The organism is Paenibacillus prosopidis, assembly GCF_003337375.1.
GTDB classification, from domain to species: Bacteria; Bacillota; Bacilli; order Paenibacillales; family Paenibacillaceae; genus Pristimantibacillus; species Pristimantibacillus prosopidis.
Genome location: NZ_QPJD01000005.1, coordinates 389,571 through 407,481 on the forward strand (window position 1 = coordinate 389,571; position 17,911 = coordinate 407,481).

General features: G+C 45.0%; 16 protein-coding genes. 6 read left to right on the forward strand and 10 right to left on the reverse strand.

The window, feature by feature from the left end:
- Positions 1-3: 3 nt before the first annotated feature.
- The 4 genes from DFP97_RS10225 to DFP97_RS10240 form a co-directional block, all read right to left on the reverse strand.
- A complete protein-coding gene (locus tag DFP97_RS10225) occupies positions 4-1,017 on the reverse strand; it encodes an ABC transporter ATP-binding protein (protein ID WP_114379889.1) in 1,014 nt (337 codons plus the stop codon).
- Between the two features lie 84 nt (positions 1,018-1,101).
- Positions 1,102-2,244 carry an extracellular solute-binding protein gene (locus DFP97_RS10230; RefSeq protein WP_114379890.1) on the reverse strand — a complete coding sequence of 381 codons (1,143 nt, stop codon included), beginning with the start codon at positions 2,242-2,244 and terminating at the stop codon, positions 1,102-1,104.
- Positions 2,245-2,286: 42 nt separating this feature from the next.
- Entirely contained in the window at positions 2,287-5,541 is a 3,255-nt protein-coding gene (locus tag DFP97_RS10235) for a pectinesterase family protein (protein WP_114379891.1), read from the reverse strand.
- A gap of 92 nt (positions 5,542-5,633) precedes the next feature.
- Positions 5,634-6,431, reverse strand: coding sequence for an inositol monophosphatase family protein (locus tag DFP97_RS10240; RefSeq protein ID WP_114379892.1), 798 nt, complete (start codon positions 6,429-6,431; stop codon positions 5,634-5,636).
- A gap of 239 nt (positions 6,432-6,670) precedes the next feature.
- Here DFP97_RS10240 and DFP97_RS10245 point away from each other — a divergent pair, with 239 nt between their 5' ends.
- From DFP97_RS10245 to DFP97_RS10260, 4 genes are all read left to right on the forward strand, one after another.
- On the forward strand, positions 6,671-7,660 hold the full coding sequence (locus DFP97_RS10245; RefSeq protein ID WP_181873446.1) for a LacI family DNA-binding transcriptional regulator: 990 nt from the start codon (positions 6,671-6,673) through the stop codon (positions 7,658-7,660).
- 32 nt (positions 7,661-7,692) lie between these two features.
- The gene (locus DFP97_RS10250; RefSeq protein ID WP_342773264.1) at positions 7,693-8,358 is read left to right on the forward strand and encodes a YitT family protein; all 666 of its coding nucleotides are present in this window, start codon (positions 7,693-7,695) and stop codon (positions 8,356-8,358) included.
- A gap of 68 nt (positions 8,359-8,426) precedes the next feature.
- Positions 8,427-8,630 carry a hypothetical protein gene (locus tag DFP97_RS10255; protein WP_114379894.1) on the forward strand — a complete coding sequence of 68 codons (204 nt, stop codon included), beginning with the start codon at positions 8,427-8,429 and terminating at the stop codon, positions 8,628-8,630.
- Positions 8,631-8,825: 195 nt separating this feature from the next.
- Positions 8,826-9,338, forward strand: coding sequence for a GNAT family N-acetyltransferase (locus DFP97_RS10260; protein ID WP_245976059.1), 513 nt, complete (start codon positions 8,826-8,828; stop codon positions 9,336-9,338).
- Positions 9,339-9,620: 282 nt separating this feature from the next.
- Here DFP97_RS10260 and DFP97_RS10265 read toward each other — a convergent pair whose 3' ends face one another.
- Positions 9,621-10,178 (reverse strand): DJ-1/PfpI family protein, encoded by a 558-nt coding sequence (locus tag DFP97_RS10265; RefSeq protein ID WP_114379940.1) that lies wholly within the window; start codon positions 10,176-10,178, stop codon positions 9,621-9,623.
- A gap of 139 nt (positions 10,179-10,317) precedes the next feature.
- Here DFP97_RS10265 and DFP97_RS10270 point away from each other — a divergent pair, with 139 nt between their 5' ends.
- Entirely contained in the window at positions 10,318-11,028 is a 711-nt protein-coding gene (locus DFP97_RS10270; RefSeq protein WP_114379896.1) for a glycosyltransferase, read from the forward strand.
- A 68-nt stretch (positions 11,029-11,096) separates the two neighbouring features.
- Here the strand turns inward: DFP97_RS10270 and DFP97_RS10275 are convergent, their stop codons facing one another.
- The 5 genes from DFP97_RS10275 to DFP97_RS10295 all read right to left on the reverse strand — a co-directional run bounded on the left by DFP97_RS10275 (position 11,097) and on the right by DFP97_RS10295 (position 16,027).
- The gene (locus DFP97_RS10275; RefSeq protein ID WP_114379897.1) at positions 11,097-11,870 is read right to left on the reverse strand and encodes a VOC family protein; all 774 of its coding nucleotides are present in this window, start codon (positions 11,868-11,870) and stop codon (positions 11,097-11,099) included.
- A 29-nt stretch (positions 11,871-11,899) separates the two neighbouring features.
- Entirely contained in the window at positions 11,900-12,277 is a 378-nt protein-coding gene (locus DFP97_RS10280) for a RidA family protein (protein ID WP_114379898.1), read from the reverse strand.
- 14 nt (positions 12,278-12,291) lie between these two features.
- The gene (locus tag DFP97_RS10285) at positions 12,292-12,873 is read right to left on the reverse strand and encodes a GNAT family N-acetyltransferase (protein ID WP_181873447.1); all 582 of its coding nucleotides are present in this window, start codon (positions 12,871-12,873) and stop codon (positions 12,292-12,294) included.
- Positions 12,874-13,610: 737 nt separating this feature from the next.
- A complete protein-coding gene (locus DFP97_RS10290; protein WP_114379899.1) occupies positions 13,611-14,033 on the reverse strand; it encodes an SRPBCC family protein in 423 nt (140 codons plus the stop codon).
- 122 nt (positions 14,034-14,155) lie between these two features.
- Positions 14,156-16,027, reverse strand: a complete 1,872-nt coding sequence (locus DFP97_RS10295; RefSeq protein ID WP_342773265.1) for an LTA synthase family protein — start codon at positions 16,025-16,027, stop codon at positions 14,156-14,158.
- 185 nt (positions 16,028-16,212) lie between these two features.
- Between DFP97_RS10295 and DFP97_RS10300 the strand changes: the two genes are divergently transcribed.
- Positions 16,213-17,898 carry a DUF6044 family protein gene (locus DFP97_RS10300; RefSeq protein WP_245976062.1) on the forward strand — a complete coding sequence of 562 codons (1,686 nt, stop codon included), beginning with the start codon at positions 16,213-16,215 and terminating at the stop codon, positions 17,896-17,898.
- Positions 17,899-17,911 lie beyond the last annotated feature (13 nt).

Here is a 17,911-nt window from a genome sequence, read left to right on the forward strand (position 1 = left end):
CCTCTAAAATTGCATGATATCATCGGCATTCAAGAACAAGCTGATTTCTTGACCGTTGATATAGGACATAGATCCATCATTTTTTTCCACATTTCGGATCAAGACGCCATCTACATCGTACGTATATTTTGTATAGATACCGTTGAACTCGTTCTCGACTACTCTAGCTTTTAAACAAACCGGTTTATGGATGGCCGGCGGGAGAGAGAGTGAGATTCGCTCCAGTCTGATATATCCGGGCTTTGACAGATCAAACTGCCGCCCGGTTTGCTGATTGATTTGCCGCAAAACCGGTTCATTCAGCCTGTTGATATCGCCGATAAACTCACATACGAAACGCGAACCGGATTTGTTGTAAATTTCGTGAGGCGTCCCGATTTGCTCGATTTTCCCTTTGTTATAAACCGCAATGCGATCCGACAACGTCAAGGCTTCTTCCTGGTCATGGGTAACGTAAATCGTGGTAATGCCAAAATCATTTTGCAATCTTTTCAGCTCCGCTCTCATCTGTCCGCGCAGCTTGGCGTCCAGGTTGGAGAGCGGTTCGTCCAGCACGAGAATATTCGGCTTTAGCACCAGCGCCCTCGCGATCGCAACCCGCTGCTGCTGACCGCCGGATAATTCCGAAACATTTTTGTTAAGCTGCTGCTCGTTCAAATCGACTTTGTTAGCCATTTCCGTTATGATTCGATGGATTTCATCCTTGGGCAATTTTTGGACTTTCAGTCCGAAAGCAATATTCTCATAGACACTCATCGTCGGGAATAGCGCGTAGCTCTGAAATACAATGCCGATCTTTCGCTGTTCCACGGGAAGGTGCGTCATGTCTTTGCCACCCACCATAATTTTGCCCTTGCTGGGAATGATGAATCCGACCAGGCTGCGCAGCGTTGTCGTTTTCCCGCAGCCGGACGGTCCTAGCAAAGTGAAAAATTCGCCTTCCTTTACGGTGAAATTCATCGCTTCCACCGCGACGAAGTCATTGTATTTAATTTCGACATTTTGAAATTCAATCATCTGGTTGTCTCCTTATACAGAGTAGAAATATGGATATTCGCCTTGCGGCGAATATCCATATAAATGAACTGGCGGATCAGGTCATTATTTCATGATCTGCAATTCAATTTTCTGTACCCATTGATCGATATGGTCGGATACGAATTTCCAATCGATTTCCTGGACAGTAACGGCACTGGCGATGTCTTTCACTTTTTGAGGAGCATCCTTAAGCGCATCTTTATTGGCAGGGAAGTAACTGAATTTTGCTGCAAACGGCCCCTGAACCTCGGCAGTGCCGAACCAATCGATAAATTGTTTGGCCGCATCGGCATTTTTCGCGCCTTTGACAAGCGCTACCGATTCCACCAGATGAGGCACCCCGACTTTGGGGGATACGATATCCATTTGGATGTTGAATTTTTGCTCAAAGTCTGCAATCCCGCTGGACCACACCGGACTAATGGGCTGCTCTTTCTTAGATAAAGTCTCGAAGAGGTCTTCCCCTTGCTTCAACTGGCGTCCATTTTGGTAAAACTTGGTCAATTCATCCCAACCTTGTTTGGAGATGCCGTATTCGCCGTTCGGGTCTTGATACCGCATCAGAATCCCTGCAAGAACGGATCTCATTGTAGCTCCGCCTGAAGTTAAGATCGCGTATTTCCCCTGATACTGCGAGTTGTTCCACAGATCGGGCCAGTCGGTCGGCGCGGTATCCTTCGTGTATACGTTTTTATCATACATCATTAAAATCGCTTGCTTTGCAGTGGCGTGATAATAATCGCCGCTGTCGTTCAATCCCGAATCGACTTGCTCCGCCCAAGCAGGAACGTACTTTTCAAGCATGTCCTGTTTTTTGAATTTTTCATAGTCGATGCTGGTCAATCCCCAAATAACATCGGCAACCGGATTATTTTTTTCGGCAATCAGACGATTAGCCAGATCGCCTCCTCCGGCATTCACGAATTGCACATCGATTCCTTTCTTGGCTGCTTCCTGCTGAACCCATTCCGCTCTGCCTTGACCGCCGGCATTTGTGTAGACGACAACCTTCTTTTTATCCGCCGTGGAGTTTGCCGGCTGTGTATTGCCCGAGTCTTGATTGGAAGCGGCCGCTTCCTTGTCAGCTGCCGGCGTTTCACCGGATGAACCGGCGTTCGAAGCGGAATTGCCTCCGCATGCGGAAAGTACCCCCAGGATTAGTACAATTAAGCTTGTTAGTATCAGTCTGTTTTTGAAGCCTTTCATTTTGTTTTCACCCTTTCAATGTGGTAAGAATTCTGTAGATTACTATTTGACATAACAAGCTTTGCCCGTCCCGCGTTGGGGGTCGCCAAACACCGCATTCGAGCAAGAAATGCTGTTCGTCGCAGTTTGGTAACTGAACCAGCCGTTAGCGCCGAAGGCAACCAGCTTTTCACCGGAAAAACTGCAGGTCTGGCCTTCCCATGAACAATACTGGAAGCCGCTTATCGGGCCGGTATGAAAAGAGGTAATCGCTTTAGGGCTGTCCTTACCGTTATGGGCCCATAGGGACACCCAATAGGTGGTGTTCGCTTGCAGGTTGTTGAAAGTATAAGTTGGTGTTGTGAAGCCTTGACTGGTGCCTGTGATGGCTTTCCCTGCATAGGCATCATTCTTGCTCGCATACAGGGCTGTATATACTCCGTGGTGTTCTGCGCCGTTAAAGACAGGCTGACTGCCTTCGTCGAGAATATCGAAGCCAATGGTGACACTGCTGCCATTAAGCTGGAAGCGAATGTTTTCAGGAACGCTCGGCGCATCCGAAACCGGAGTGAACGAGGCTGAAACCGCATCCTGACCTACACCTTGCGCGTTGACGCCGGCAACGTGAACCTGGGCCGGAACGCCATTGGCCAATCCGCCGATATAGCCGGAAGTAGCGGTTGGCGGCACTTCAACCGGTCCGAAGGTCTGACCGTTCTGAGTCGCCCAGATCCGATAGCCGCTCGTTTGCGGGTTGGCCGGCTTGCCTCCCCAGGAGACCTGCAGATTTTTATTGCCCGCAGTCACCGAGTAGATTGTAGGCGCACCGGGAGCTCCGATAGGCAGGGTCGGAATCGGAAGCGTCTGATTGGTATTCGATCCATAGGTCACAGCCGTAGGCTTCCAATCATCGGCGCCCTTGAGATAAGTATCCGCCGCGAGCGCCGCAGCTTCGGCATCGCTCAGCGGGACGTTGGTGTTCGGGGAAACGGATTCCCGCTGACCGATATCGAAAGCAGTCCACCCGCCATTGCCGTCCGGATAAAGCGTTTTGTACTCGCGGTAGGTGGACGTCGGCAGGTAGTTGGTGGGCGTCACTCCAGGAGGCGCATATTCCGCTGGAATGAATTCGATCCAACCTGGAGTTTTCACCTGCGGCCCCATTTTGGTATTCAGGAAATAAACGGTGGAATAGGCTCCCCAAGGGCGTCCCAGCCAGACGTTATCCATGTACTGGTCATCGAACAGCAGGGTGTTATTGTTGAACACAAAGCCGCTGTCTTCGCTCGCTGATTCGCGTTTTTGCGCCGTGATGGTGACTTGGCCTCGCAGATCCGTGTGTACCTTGGCCTTTATCGTGGTATTGTCAAATACCGCCTTGCCGTTGCCGAAGATAAAGTCTACATAACCTTCCACATAGCTGTTATTGAAATAGGCCCGTTTATTGTTATGCACGTACAGGGTGTCCTGGCCGCCCAAGAACATGACGGCCCGGTAGACCGCACGGTCACCCTTCGTCAAGAGCGCTACCGCCTGCTCGTTGGCTTCATAACCCGGCGCTTCGTAGTTCGCGGTATTTTCAAATGTCAGGTTTGTGGCGTAGAAGTCGCTGCCGGTAACCGTAACCGTGGCGCTGCCGCTGGTCCCGTACGGCTGCCCGGTAGCCGGGTTTATCTTCTTGTTATAGTCATTGCCTGTAATCTTCACTTTGGAGGCGTCTGTTCCCATGCCGACCAGAGCTACGTTGTTCTTGCTAATCAGCAGTTTTTCCTTGTACGTGCCGGGCGCCACTTCAATGATTCCGCCGCTTTGAGGCAAAGCGGCAATGGCTGCGGCGATGGTGGAGTAATCCCCGGAACCGTCTGCCGCTACCTGGATGTTAGGCGGCGAGAAGAAGCGCACTCCAATATCGCGCTGGCCGGGCCTTTGCCCGGGGTACTTCGCTAGATAGTTGATATCATCGACCGGCGTATCGGTGATGATAAACCCGAATTTGGCGGTATCGTGCCAAAACTCCGATAAAAAGCGGTGATCGGTACAGCCTCCGCCGCTTACCGTTACTGCGGTCTGACCGGAACTGCCGCATTCCTTCTCATTCATAGAACCGAGCGGACCGCAGACCCCTCCTTCCCACCAGGTACCGGAATCGCCGCCGAGATAGTTGGGATCCGCAGCCACCGTGCGGGTACACAGTTTCTTGGGAACATAGACGCCAACACTGCGCCCGGATTGCCATGTTTCGGTGAACAGATCGTCCGCGCCATTGTTGAGAACGGCTCCCGTCGCTTTGATTTCGATCTCCGGAGCAAGAAGCCCCTCGTTTTTGTCCTGGTCGTCAAACCAATTTTTCCAGCGCGTAAAATCATTGATAGCCCATGAGGCGTCTCCAGTCTGTTGTTCTTTGTCGTAGGCCCGGTCGGAGAAGTAGACGGGCATGACGTAAAGGAACGATAAGTCATATTCGCTCAGAGTCTCGCCATATCTCTCCTGATAATGGGCCCTGACCTTGGCGGAATAGTCAGCCGGACCGTCAAAAAAGGTCGTCGCAAACTTGAGGACAACATGGCTGGCTATCCAAGTACCGAAATCAGCATCGTCAGCTACAAAGTATCGAGACAATAGAGTGGCCACATCGCGTACATTCTCAGTTCCGCGCAGATCAAGAAAAACGAACCCCTGATAACTGTTCATATAGAGTTCATGCAGAGTATCATACAAACTTGACGGATGAATACCGCTACTGGCACAAGTCGGGTGCTCCGCGGTCTTGCCATATCCATCGACGCCATTATAGCAAAGATTCAGCTGGCTAATTGTTCCCCAGTCGAGCGGCTTTTTCCCCGCAGGAGAACCTTCTCTTTCCCAGCGGTAAATGTCGGAGTACTCCGGACGGTCCAGCATACGCGTCAGGGTTTGATCGTGAAACAGGTAGGGAACGTAATCACTGGTTTGATAGACATCCAGTTCCATGGCTTCAATGCCGTAGTTCATGACATTGACAGCCGATTCTTTGGTATTTTCCGGGTGGTTGTGATCAACCACTCCCCGGTGAGCGATGACAATTACCGGCGACACGTCCCGGAAGTCTTGGTTCGATTCACTAAAGGGTAAAGTGCGATGGTTCAATGCATCGAGCAGTTTACCCGGCAGCGTGGAATCCGTGACGTTATAATAAGGCGGGTCATTTCGATATTCTAATGCGGAAGCGGTCGGGATGAATGCTTGAAAGTTTAATGCTCCAAAGAGCATTGCGGCTAATATCAGCCACTTCATGAATGAAAAAATACGTCTATTACGTTTGTTCTTAATTGTTCTCATTCCTTTCGCTTAACAAATTTGATTACTACCCACCCACTGGCAATCGGTCGTAAAAATTTTCTACCGCATCACCTCCAAAATCAATCTGTCTCTTATTCCGGGCCGGCGTTCAGCAGCTGGATCATTTGCTCATGCACGCAAATACTCGCTGCCGCAACACCGCCACAGTAGATCATGCCGATCTCGTTTCCTTGCAGGTCCGAGAACTTGCCGCCTATTTCCTCCAAAATAACCCGGACTGCCGCATAATCCCAAGCATTCACAAAATATTGAGCGAATCCGCCCAAACTGCCTGTAGCCAGGTCACACAGCTCCATCGTCGTAGCCCCGTAAACCCTTACTCCTCTCACACGGGCTGCCAGCCTGTACAACTGCGGCCACTGCCGGATTTCCTCCACATCTTTCCAAGGCGTATTAACGGCAACTAGCTCATTTTCAAGCACACTGCTGCGGTTGATGGAGTCAAGCCTGTTCTCATTGAGAAACGCTCCTTCACCTTTAATAGCATGGTACAGTTTTCCTGCCATCACATCGTAAACAATACCGAACACTCCCTGATCATCACAGCAAAAAGCAACCGATATGGCAAAATCCTTCTTTCGGTTAATAAAATTGCTTGTCCCGTCAATGGGATCGATAATCCATAAATAAGGGCTGTCCGACAACGTATTTCCCACGTTTTCCTCGCCCAAAATGTTATGTAGCGGATAGTGCTGCCGAATATTGTTCACAAAATAAGCTTCAATTTCACGGTCTACCGCTGTCACGAGATCTGAGTGGCTGGATTTGAGCTTAATATCAAGGGTTTGATGTATTCGTTCCTTAATAATCTCTCCTGCCTCCGTTACCCAATCGAGTGCATTCCGGTACATTTCATTTTTCACTTGCATGCTTCCAGCTCCTAGATTGATCTTTTTTGATAAAAACCACTCAAATTTAATTAAAATTTTTACTTACTTTATAGTGTTTAATTTACTATATGAGTGTAAATTTAAATCATTAATTATGTAAAGATATTATTAATCCGGTCATAATCACGACTTTTCCCTTCCCATTTTTGGATTAAGTGATTATAATGAGATAATATTCAAGTAAATATATTACTAATAATTTTAGGAGCTTGATGCACATGGCCACAATTAAAGACATAGCCTTACTCGCTAACGTTTCCACGACCACCGTCTCACGGGTGCTGAATAACGATCAATCCTTCAGCGTCTCTGAAATAACCCGGAGCAAAGTGTTGGAAGCTGCGAAGCAGCTGGAATATAAGACAGTTGTGGCACGGTACAACAAAAAATATTACCGGCTGGCTCTCGTCTACAAGCCTGATATCTTCTACAGCCATTTGGAAAATGATTTCCACTTTTCCATCCGTAATGGCATCGATAAAATCTGCTCGCAGTACGAAATTGACATCGTTAATGTATTTAATACCTCGAATGTGACTTTCGAGAATTTGCACGGAGCCATTATTCAAGGGAACTACACAAATGAAGAGATCAATCTCATGGTATCCTCGCTTCATACGAATAATATTTTGATCATCGGCAGATCTCCGAATGACAACAAATATGACAACGTCTGGTTCGATACGAGACGAGCCATCCATTCGGCATTGAACTATTTAACGGACCTTGGGCATCGCGACATTGGATATTTGGGCAGCATGGAGAGCGTAGATCTCGAAATGGATGACAGGAGGGATCAAATCTTTCTCCGGTATATGTCCAAATTCCCGGAGTTTAAGTCATCGCGGATATACATTGGAGAAAATCTTAAGAGCGGATACAAGTTAATGGAACGCGCATACCAAGATGGACCGCTTCCATCGGCATTTTTTGTCGCCAATGACCCGATAGCGATTGGAGCGCTGGACTTCCTGAAAGAGAACCATATTCCGGTTCCCGAGACGTTCAGCATCGTGGGCTTTGATGGCAATCAGCTGGCGCCCTATACCACTCCTCCGCTGACAACCGTACAAATCCCTACAGAATATATGGGGAGAGTCGCCATACAAGCACTAATTGAAAAAATCGAGGATGCCCGCCATCTGACAAAAAAGGTACTGGTTCCGACGGAGTTGATCATTCGTGAAAGCAGCAGATCTTTTAGGTAGAACGTACCTTTATCGCTATTAAAAGAACATTAATGGAACAATATTACTTCCAGCTGCATATACATCAGACAGGCTTTATCTGGGGGCTGGTGAATATGCTGTCGCTGCGTAAATTCGCTGCAATTATAATTGGAAGTATTTTGATCGCGATCGGCATTAATTTCTTTCTGATTCCGCTGGGGGTATTGGATGGCGGAATCATTGGTATCGCGCTTATAATTAACTATTTATTCAACGTAAAAGTCGGTCTGGTTATGTTATTGTGCAGTATCCCTATCTTTGTGCTGGCTTGGTATTATAACCGCGACATGCTGTATTACAGTATTATCGGGCTGCTATTTTCCAGCTATGTGATTGATTTCATGGAGCCTTATCAATATTATTTCCTCTATTACATCGAATGGACGCCGTTCACACGATCCGTACTCGGCGGTTTTATCATAGGTACCGGAATCGGCACGATGATAAGGTTTGAAAGCAGTACGGGAGGAACGGATTTGCTGGCTCAATTTTTTTCGAAGTTTGTTCCTCTAAATGTCGGTTTGATCATTTTAATGATGGACTTACTGATCATAAGCCTTGGCGAGCTGCTTCTGCCGGGAGATACCTTTTTATTATCCTTAATTACGATTACAACTGGCGGAATAGCTACAAGCTTATGCACTTTAAACCGTTCGAAATCTATATATCATCTATAATATGAATATTATTTAGCGAATTCATCCAAAATACTCATGAATTAAAACAGAATGGAGGATGAATTCTTATGAAACAGGATCAGCTAAACAATTCCAATAATAAGAATGAGAAGCAGCCCGTTGCCTATACCAATTTAAATCACTCGGGTACAAGCTATGCGCAAAATGCGATTGAACATGTAAGGGCAGAAAATTCAATTAATGAAGAAGCGGCTGAAAATTTGGTGAAGCAGGTTATGCAAAATAAGGATAGCGAACTAAATAAACAATAATCTTCGATAGCATAAAAATAACCGGCTCTAAGGCAGAGAGCCGGTTATTTTTTATGCTCCGCCCTTTTCATTCCTTGCCGCTATATTATAATTGTTCTTTACCTTGCCCGTTGCCGATTCCCTGCCCTAATATAGAATAAGCAATATATGCAACTTCAGCATCCCGCGAGTCAAGTATGTAAAGGAGGGTTACGAGTGAATACTATTTTGCAAATACGGCCCATGGAGCACAATGATATTACCGTCATCTTTCAAACCCTTGAGCAACACGGCATCAGCAAACCTGAGGATTATATTGCGAGATGCTGGGAAGAAAATAAAACTGGTGGCCGCATCACTCTTGTAGCCTTCTACGACGGCAAATTTGCAGGATGGCTGCACCTTTTGTCCCAATCGTATTATCCGTATTTTTCGCGGAATGGAATACCTGAGATCAACAACTTTGATGTCGTCCCTACATTACGGCGGCTTGGAATAGGCAATGCATTAATGGAGGCGATTGAACAAATTGCGTTCGAAAAGTACGGAATCGTTGGGATTGGCGTGGGGCTTTATGCGAGCTATGGAAGCGCGCAGCGGATCTACGCGAGGAGAGGCTACATTCCTGACGGCAGAGGTATAACATATGCAAGTGAACCCGTCGAACCCGGCAGCTCCGTCCAAGTAGATGACGACCTGGTCTTGTATTTGATTAAAGAACCTGATTGATATTTAAAACTCAGAACTCACTCCCCACTAACGGATAACCTCCCGTTAATTGTTCAATTTATCGATATCATAATCGTATAAATGGAATTCCTCCCATTAATTTCATCCGAATTGCTCAATGATAAAGAAATCGCCTAAATTAGAGGGAGGTTTTCCAGTTAGATGGATCTTCACAATTTCGATGACAATGTTAACTGGAGGATTTCCCTCTAAGTTAAAGAAAGGGGCGCAGTCGGAGCCTAGGCGCTCCTACACGTTCAATAGTTGATCGTTATTTCCAAATTATCTCCTAACAAGCTTAAGAAACTCTCTCATGAAACCGGGAAGATCCGGCCATAATTGACCTGATACCAGGTTACCATCCACATAAGGCGTTTGGTTCGTATAGAACGCCCCCAGATTTTCCACATCGAAACGGCAGGCAGGATAGGCTGTCATGGTTCGTCCCGTAAAGTACCGTTTATTTTTTAACGCATTCAGCACGAGAACCGCGTGGCAGATCGCGCCGACGGGTTTATTCATTTCGAAAAAATGACTGACGATTCTGGGGATATGTCTGTCCAGCCGGATGTATTCAGGGGCTCTCCCGCCCGGAATGAAAAGGCCGTGGTAATCTTCTGGGATGACTTCGCTGAACGAGAGATGCGACCCCAGCTGATACCCCGGTTTTTCCGTATAGGTTTCCAATCCCTCAAAATCATGAACGACAGTTCGCAGCACCTTTCTCATTGGTGAAGCAATGACGGCCTCATAACCTTCCTCCAGTATCCGATAGTACGGGTAATATACTTCTAAGGCTTCTACCGCATCACCTGTCAAGATCAGAATTCTCTTAGACATCAAAGTCACCCCTTTGAGAAAAAACGATCCCTTCATTCATACGCCCACCACAAAAAGGATATTCCTCGCAAAGGTAAACCATCCAAGCACTGTCCGAATATAATAACGAGCATCTTATGATTGAAAGGACGAATTGGATATGCCAGCCAAAAAGATCATCATTGGAATCGAGTTCAATAACCGATCCAAGCCTGATAATGATTGGAAAATAGGTTTGACGAAATCGTGGATCGAATACAGAATGAAGATCTTTATGACATACACCTTGCAAAGCCTCAAAAAACAAACCAATCAAAAATTCTCGGTCCTTGTCCGGTATGCGAAGGATTCCGAGCGTATAATCAAGCGGACACTGAAAAAATATAACCCGCTCCCAAGCAACATTCAATTCGTATCCAATGATCTCTATCTTGAAACCCAAAAAAAACTAACCAAGGGTTGTAACTATCTATACCTTGTTCGTCTCGATTGTGATGATACGTACCATAAATCTTTAATCCAGCAGCTGCATAATTATCAACCAAAGCGGAGCACTCTTGCCCTCATTAACCAAAAGGGATACGTTTACGACAGTTCGCGTCATCGCATTGCTGCCGTAACGAAATCCTCCCCGCCTTTTTATACCTTAATCTATAAAACCAACGAGTATTTTAACGGGAAACGATACAAGCTCCCCGGCGGGCATCCTTCCGTCATTAAGCTGAGGCATGAAATCCTGAACAAGAAAGGAAAGCGGAACTATCTGATCGTTATCCATCAAAAAAATACGTTAAATCAAAGAATGCTGTCCAAAAAAAATTTCGTGTCAAACCGCTCGAAAGTGAATGCCGTATTGAAGAGCTTTATTTAGTTTTCCTACTCGTAACATAAATGGCTGCCAATCGAGGCAGCCATTTTCTTAAACTATTTATTTTATCATTATTTAGAGCAAATCATAACGACATTGCCGTCCGGATCCTTTACCGTGAAAAAGGCCATACTGCCGTGCCTCTCTATATCGGTAAATACTTGAACACCGTTTGCTTCCAAGTACGTTTTCGAAGCATCTACATTTCTCGTAATAAACATAAACAAAGTCTTGTAATCGTCTCCTTGACGAAACCGGTTATCATCAAGCAGGATTCCGCTGCCGCTCTGTATGTTCAGGCCGTAAATGGATTTATCGGGACCGACCTCATGATAAGAGAGCCCAAGCACTCCACTGTGAAATCGGATCGCCCGATTCATATCCGTTACATTAATAAAGATTGCAGCTATTTTATTCAAAATCGGACTTTCGGTATTCTCCAAACGCTGCACAACCGCGGAAACGTAATCGGATTGCGTGACCATAATCGCATTTCCGTCCTCATCGGCAAAATTAAAATACGCTAGCCCCGGATGAGGCCGTTCGATCGGAAATAACAGCTTTGCTCCCATTTCCTCTAAGCAGCGATACGCTTCATCGATATCCGTTGTTTTATAGCTGAACAATACATGCTCCGTATCCGGATCATTATGACTATTATCGTCAAGTATGATGCCTGTCCCGCCCTCCAGCTCCAGCCAATAGACCGGACCGCCGTTTAATCGCTCCTCCAGCAGCGGCAATCCCATCACCATGCTGTACCATTCAGCCGAACGTCGAAGATCGGTAACATGGATGAACACACTACCAACTACATTTTGAATCGGGCTTTGAATTGCTTCCATTTGGGATATCTCCTTTATTGGATATTTCTTTACCGTTCGATAACGGCTATTGCATCGATCTGCACCAAAATTCCCGCGTTAACACTGGCAATCGCTCTAGCAGGATACGGAGCAGTAAAATATTCCATGTAATAGCTGTTGAACTCGTCGAAGTTCGCTCCATTCCCAAGGTACACCGTAACCTTTACAACATCCTTCATTTCGGCTCCGGCCTCTTCCAATATGGCCTTCAAATTGTCCAGTGCTCTTCTGGCTTGGTATGCCAGCGTACTGTCCTCACACATCCCGCTTACCGGCTCAAAGGGACCTTGCCCCGCAACATAGACCGTATTACCGACCTTAATCGCCTGCGAATACGGCATCCCTCCGGGCTGCTGCGCTTTATCCGTTAAAATAACCTGTTTCATGATATCCTCCCCAATCAGTATTCAATACCTTTAACCTTAGAAAAAATCATTTTATCACCAAGCGTACCTGCTTCGTCACGGGTCTGATTTCTTAAAATCCCTTCCAGAGTAAAGCCGGCCCGTTCTGCTAACCGGGCGCTTGGCAGGTTACGCGCATTACATCGAATTTCGATACGGTTTGCCTCTAAATGATCAATGGCAAAGCGCGTGATCCCATTTACGGCTTCCGTCATTAATCCATACCCTGACCTGGAGGTTCTTATCCAGTAACCAATTTCAAACTTGCGAAGGCCCCAGTCTATGTTATGTAGTCCGCTGCTTCCTACAAACTCTGAAGTATGCTTATCAAATACAAGCAGCACTAAATCAACCCGTTCCAAAAAATTGAGCCTGGCTTTGCGGATATACCTTTCGGATTCGTCAACCGTAGGTATCGTTTTCACAAAAGGCATCCATTGTCGAAGCTCCTCAACACTTTCGAGTATAGCCTGGTTAACAAGGACTCCTTCTCCCCATTGCGGAGCACGGATTATTAACCGCTCGGTTTCAAAACTCTCAGGAAACGTTAGCAAAATAGGATTTATACCTTCATCCATAGCATGCCTCCAATGCGATAGCTGATTTGCATTTGGCAATGCGTTAGCTATCTTCCATATTTTGTGAACATGACCTAATGTTAACAAACATGTGTTCGTGTGTAAATACTAATTATTGTGCATATGGCTTTTCTACAAAGGACTCCTATATATTAAAATGTGAGTAAAAACCAAAGGTGGATTCAATGGAGAATTGTTCACATATCATGGGAAGAGCTTTTCTAGTGTTGTATAATTTCCTAAGCTAAATAAAAGCACCACAAAGGAGGTGCCTTCAAAATTGATCCAGCCTGCAAATCAGCTGCTGCCCTTTTCTTCTTATTTACATTTTTTAAGAGCCGTAGAACAGGAATATTGTTAATCGTATTTTTAAGAACATTGCGGAAGACAAAGGCAGCTACATTATTATAATTGCTATAAAAGTCGGACAGGTCATCATTAAAAAATTGAATAACTCTGATATTAAATACGGGGTATACGAAAGTTTGCCCAAATATCCTTCTAGTTGCGACAAATTTGAACAGAGGATTTGTTCGGAAAGCGGTACGATAAAGAGAAGCGATTTCCAGAGGAGATAGTCTGCGTTGAATAGGTTCAACCCGTTTTCCTTGACTGGTCCATACCCTTACCTTGACCCTGAACTGTGCATACCCAGAATGCGAAAAAAACCTCCCCAAAGGAAGGTTTTTAATTTAGTTTATTAACCTGGATGTCCGATTCTTTTATCCTAATCTTCTTTAAATTTCACAATATTTTTTAAAATTATCTAGAAACGCCTGCCAGCCTTCTTTTTGCTGCTCAATGGAATGGGTTGCTTCTGCTTCAAAATCTTCAATTACCTTAGTATCGCTTTCTTGACTAATAAAAGTGACCGTAACTTTTCTTCCATCTCCAAGAGTGTAAGAAATAAATTCGTTTATTCTAATTTCATCATAAACTCCACCAAAATCAAATCCAAAGCTTCCATCCTTTGCTTCCATTCTTGTAAGAAATTTTCCGCCAACCCTTAAATCATTTTCGGAAATTGGTGCATGCCAGTCATCAGAAGCAAAAGACCATTTCGTTATATGCTGCGGTTCTGTCCAATATTCCCACACTTTTTCAACTGGTGCATGAACTGTAGTTTCTACCGTTATTGATACTTTATTACCTGTTTCCATTATAGTTACCGCCTCACTATATTAGATTTGAATTCATGGTTAATTATACCATTGAACTCCCTCGGCACGATAGTAGAATCATATAGCGGCAGTCTAGGACATCCATGGCTGCCGCTGTGGGTTCAGCTTTTTTCATCCGTCAGGAATCGATTCAGATCTCCAAAAATAATTTTGTCGGAGTATCTTAAATGGTTCTGTGCTTTTTTTCGAAAGGGCTCGCATAAGGTCGAATCCGTTTTTTCACCGTTTAGTTTGCTGTAGCACTTATTTCCTGAGTAAACATAATGCTCGGTAACGAAACTGCCATCCCTCAGGACTGCAAATTGCGGCTTATTTACAGCAAACAAATCATGTCCGAAGCCTAATCCCTCAACATAATCATTACCCAACAAATGGAGTATTGTCGGTTTAAGATCGACTTGACCGGAAACCACACTCATTTTTCTCCCTTTTACGCCGGGGATATGAATAATTAGAGGAACCTGCTGCAGCTGAACATGATCATACGGGGTCAGCTTTTCTTTTCCCAGAAATTCCGCCATTTCTTTACGGTGTTTCCTTGAAATCCCGTAATGGTCCCCATAAAGAATAAAGACTGAGTTATCGTACAACCCCGCAGTTTTAATCATTTTGAAAAAATGCTTTAAGGCTTCATCCGTATACCTTACTGTTTCTATGTAGTTATTTAATGTTTCTGAATTTGAATGATATGGCGGGAGCAGTCTGTCCTCCGGATTCAGCTCAAAAGGATGATGATTCGTCAGTGTGATGAGCTTTGCGTAAAAAGGCTGCGGCAATGCACGAAGCTTATCCAGGGATTGCTCAAAAAAAGGAAGGTCCTTAAGTCCCCACCCCACAGAGTTTTTTTCGGTAATGTCATATTCCTCTGCTGAAAAAAACCGCTCATAGCCCATAGTCTTGTACATTTGATCGCGATTCCAGAATGTCTTATTATTCCCATGCAATACCACCGGGTAATAACCGTTTTTTTTCAACTGATTAGGAATCGAATGATAAGTGTTTTGACTATGCGTAAAAAATACGGCTCCGCTTGGCAGCGGGTAAAGCATAGTATCGATAATAAATTCAGCGTCGGACGTTTTGCCATGCCCCGTTTGGTGATAAAACTGATCAAAATAAAAACTGTTTTTCATGAGGCTGTTTAGAAAAGGTGTAATTTCCTGATCGAATATTTTCTTTTCAAGCAGGAAGCTTTGCACAGACTCCAATGAAATCAGAAAAACATTCCGGCCTTTAGCCAAACCGAACATTTCCGGATCCAATACATCTTTGGGCGTAGACTCCAAATAGGTTTTAACGATTTCCAAATCTTTACTGCCTGCTGAAACGGTTTTAGCTTTCATCCTTGCCGTGACCACTGTATCATACATGAGATAGTTGAAAGCGCCGATATTTTTCACCACGATTTGGCGATCGAAAGTGCGGGTAAGTAAATCCGGGCGTATCTTATCCACCATCTCCAAATTTAACGAAAACAGAGTAACGGCAAACATAATCATACAAACAATATGGGCTCGGCTGACGCAAACACGGCGTTTTTTACTGCGATATATCAATATGAATAGGATCACCGAATCAACGAATACAAGAAAATCCGACGGTCGCAAAAGATCCAATATGCTCCCCCGCAAATGACCTAATTGAGTAGATCGAAGCAATACCGTCAAGGTAATGAAATCATTGAAAAACCGGTAATAAAGCATATTAACAAATAGGAGGAAACCAGACATCATGCTTACAAGAAGAATTGCGATATACGACCGGTTTCTTAAAAACGCCAAGCTAAGACCGAGCATAACCAATATGGAGCTGACCGGGCTAATGATTAGAATAAGTTCCTGATACAAACCGGAGACTGGAAGGTCAAAGTGAAAACGGTGCGTGACGTATGTTTTAAACCAAATCATAAACACAGCCAAATATAACAAAGCATGCTTCCCGGCATGGCTTTTTAAATCCGGTAAGTATTTCAAAGATACTCTCCCCCTCCAAAGAACTAAAACTTAGGCTTAACATTTTTTCTCAAAATATGCAGACCACTTCACCGTTAACATAAAAAGGGGCAGTTGGTGCCGGGCGGCATTTATGGAAGAATGTATGTTATGCCTCACTCTAGGAATAATAACAGGCTGAAGCTCCTAAATTTTATGGAGGAACCATGACCCAATCGATGCAGTCGACAGCAGAATCAAAAGCTATTGCGTTTGCATTATTGTTGATAGCCATCTATGTATCGCCATTGTTTATCCTTGGTGAAAACGCCCATATCAGAGTACATGATAATTTGGATTCGAATATTGCCTGGTACAAGGTTCTTGTCCAAAGCGGAGAATGGTTCGGCAGTGTGAATGCAACCATCCCGCAGGTTATCAACGGCTTGCCGCGAAATGCGTTAGGTACAGAATTTAGCGGTATCGTGCTGCTTCACGCCATATTCCCGTCGATGTTTGCTTATGCAATTAGTCAAACCATCACACGTGTTATTGCTTTTCTTGGGATGTATCTGCTTCTGAAAGCACATTTGGTGAAGGAGCCGGAAACTTGGCCAATCCGTGTTTTTGTGGCGGCCGCCTTTGCTCTTACCCCGTTTTGGCCGTCCGGTATGCTGAGCACGCTTGGACATCCGCTGGCATTATGGGCTTTTTTGAATATTCGAGCGCGTCGATTTTCATGGCGGGAGTGGCTCACTCTCGCTCTTCTGCCGTTTTATGCAAGTCTTGTGCTTGGCTTTTTTTTCTTTTTATTTGCCGTCGGAGTGCTTTGGCTTAGGGATCTAATCGTCAAAAGGGATTTAAATCCGGTATTTCTAAGCAGTATTGCCTTTATGGCCGGATTGTTTCTCCTGATTGACTACAGACTTGTTTTTTCCCTTGTATTAAACGATGCGACAAGCCGCAATGAGTTTGTCTCTTCACGTTTAGGCTTATGGCGAAGTATTCGGCTCACCTTTAAAAATTTCATTTTCGGGCACCACCATGTGGCAACCATTCATACCGTTGTCATATTACCGATTACATTAATCGTTTTCGCCCTAACCGCAATACGAAGAAACCGGGATTGGACGGAACGTACATTTCTCCTGCTCTTTGTTATAAACCTCGGTCTTTCGGCTTGGTACGCGTTCTGGTTTAATAAGGCATGGCAACCGCTGAAGGAACAAATTAGCCTGCTGAACACTTTTAACTTCGCGCGATTTCACTTTCTTCGCCCTTTAATCATCTATGCCGGGTTTGCACTCAGTTGTTTGATCCTGTGGAAATTGGGGCGTTTAGGCAGACGGCTTGTGATTGGTTCCCTCTGCCTTCAAATGATCGTGCTGTTTATGTCAAATGAAGAAATCGTATTCCGCAAAAGCAAAGCCCCAACCTTCCGTCAATTTTATGCCGTCAAACAATTCGCGGACATACGCGAAACAATCGGATTACCGCTGAACGAATACCGGGTGGCGAGTATCGGGCTGCACCCGGCTATTGCGCAATATAACGGTTTTTACACGTTGGATACTTACAATAACTTCTATCCGCTTTCATACAAACACCGTTTTCGTCAAATAATAGCAAAGGAATTGGACAAAAACGCCAAGCTGAAAACCTATTTTGATACGTGGGGCGGAAGGTGCTATATATTTGCCGATGAGCTCGGAAAGAAATACGACTACCGAAAGAACTCAAAGAAAAAAATTCGCCATTTGCAGCTCGATACAAAAATATTTAAAGAAATGGGCGGAAGGTTTTTATTCTCTTCCGTTCCGATTATGAATGCAAGCGCCAATCGGTTAAGACTGCTGAATGTATTTGATAACCGCAATTCCGCATGGCGCATCTATGTATACGAAGCGATTTAACAAACCTGGGAGG

Coding starts and splice junctions, on each gene's coding strand:
- DFP97_RS10280 (WP_114379898.1), bottom strand. CDS start 12,277: ATGAAACAGGTTATTTTAACGGATAAAGCGCAGCAGCCCGGAGGGATG.
- DFP97_RS10285 (WP_181873447.1), bottom strand. CDS start 12,873: ATGGATGAAGGTATAAATCCTATTTTGCTAACGTTTCCTGAGAGTTTT.
- DFP97_RS10270 (WP_114379896.1), top strand. CDS start 10,318: ATGCCAGCCAAAAAGATCATCATTGGAATCGAGTTCAATAACCGATCC.
- DFP97_RS10300 (WP_245976062.1), top strand. CDS start 16,213: ATGACCCAATCGATGCAGTCGACAGCAGAATCAAAAGCTATTGCGTTT.
- DFP97_RS10255 (WP_114379894.1), top strand. CDS start 8,427: ATGAAACAGGATCAGCTAAACAATTCCAATAATAAGAATGAGAAGCAG.
- DFP97_RS10250 (WP_342773264.1), top strand. CDS start 7,693: ATGGAACAATATTACTTCCAGCTGCATATACATCAGACAGGCTTTATC.
- DFP97_RS10225 (WP_114379889.1), bottom strand. CDS start 1,017: ATGATTGAATTTCAAAATGTCGAAATTAAATACAATGACTTCGTCGCG.
- DFP97_RS10290 (WP_114379899.1), bottom strand. CDS start 14,033: ATGGAAACAGGTAATAAAGTATCAATAACGGTAGAAACTACAGTTCAT.
- DFP97_RS10275 (WP_114379897.1), bottom strand. CDS start 11,870: ATGGAAGCAATTCAAAGCCCGATTCAAAATGTAGTTGGTAGTGTGTTC.
- DFP97_RS10235 (WP_114379891.1), bottom strand. CDS start 5,541: ATGAGAACAATTAAGAACAAACGTAATAGACGTATTTTTTCATTCATG.
- DFP97_RS10230 (WP_114379890.1), bottom strand. CDS start 2,244: ATGAAAGGCTTCAAAAACAGACTGATACTAACAAGCTTAATTGTACTA.
- DFP97_RS10245 (WP_181873446.1), top strand. CDS start 6,671: ATGGCCACAATTAAAGACATAGCCTTACTCGCTAACGTTTCCACGACC.
- DFP97_RS10240 (WP_114379892.1), bottom strand. CDS start 6,431: ATGCAAGTGAAAAATGAAATGTACCGGAATGCACTCGATTGGGTAACG.
- DFP97_RS10265 (WP_114379940.1), bottom strand. CDS start 10,178: ATGTCTAAGAGAATTCTGATCTTGACAGGTGATGCGGTAGAAGCCTTA.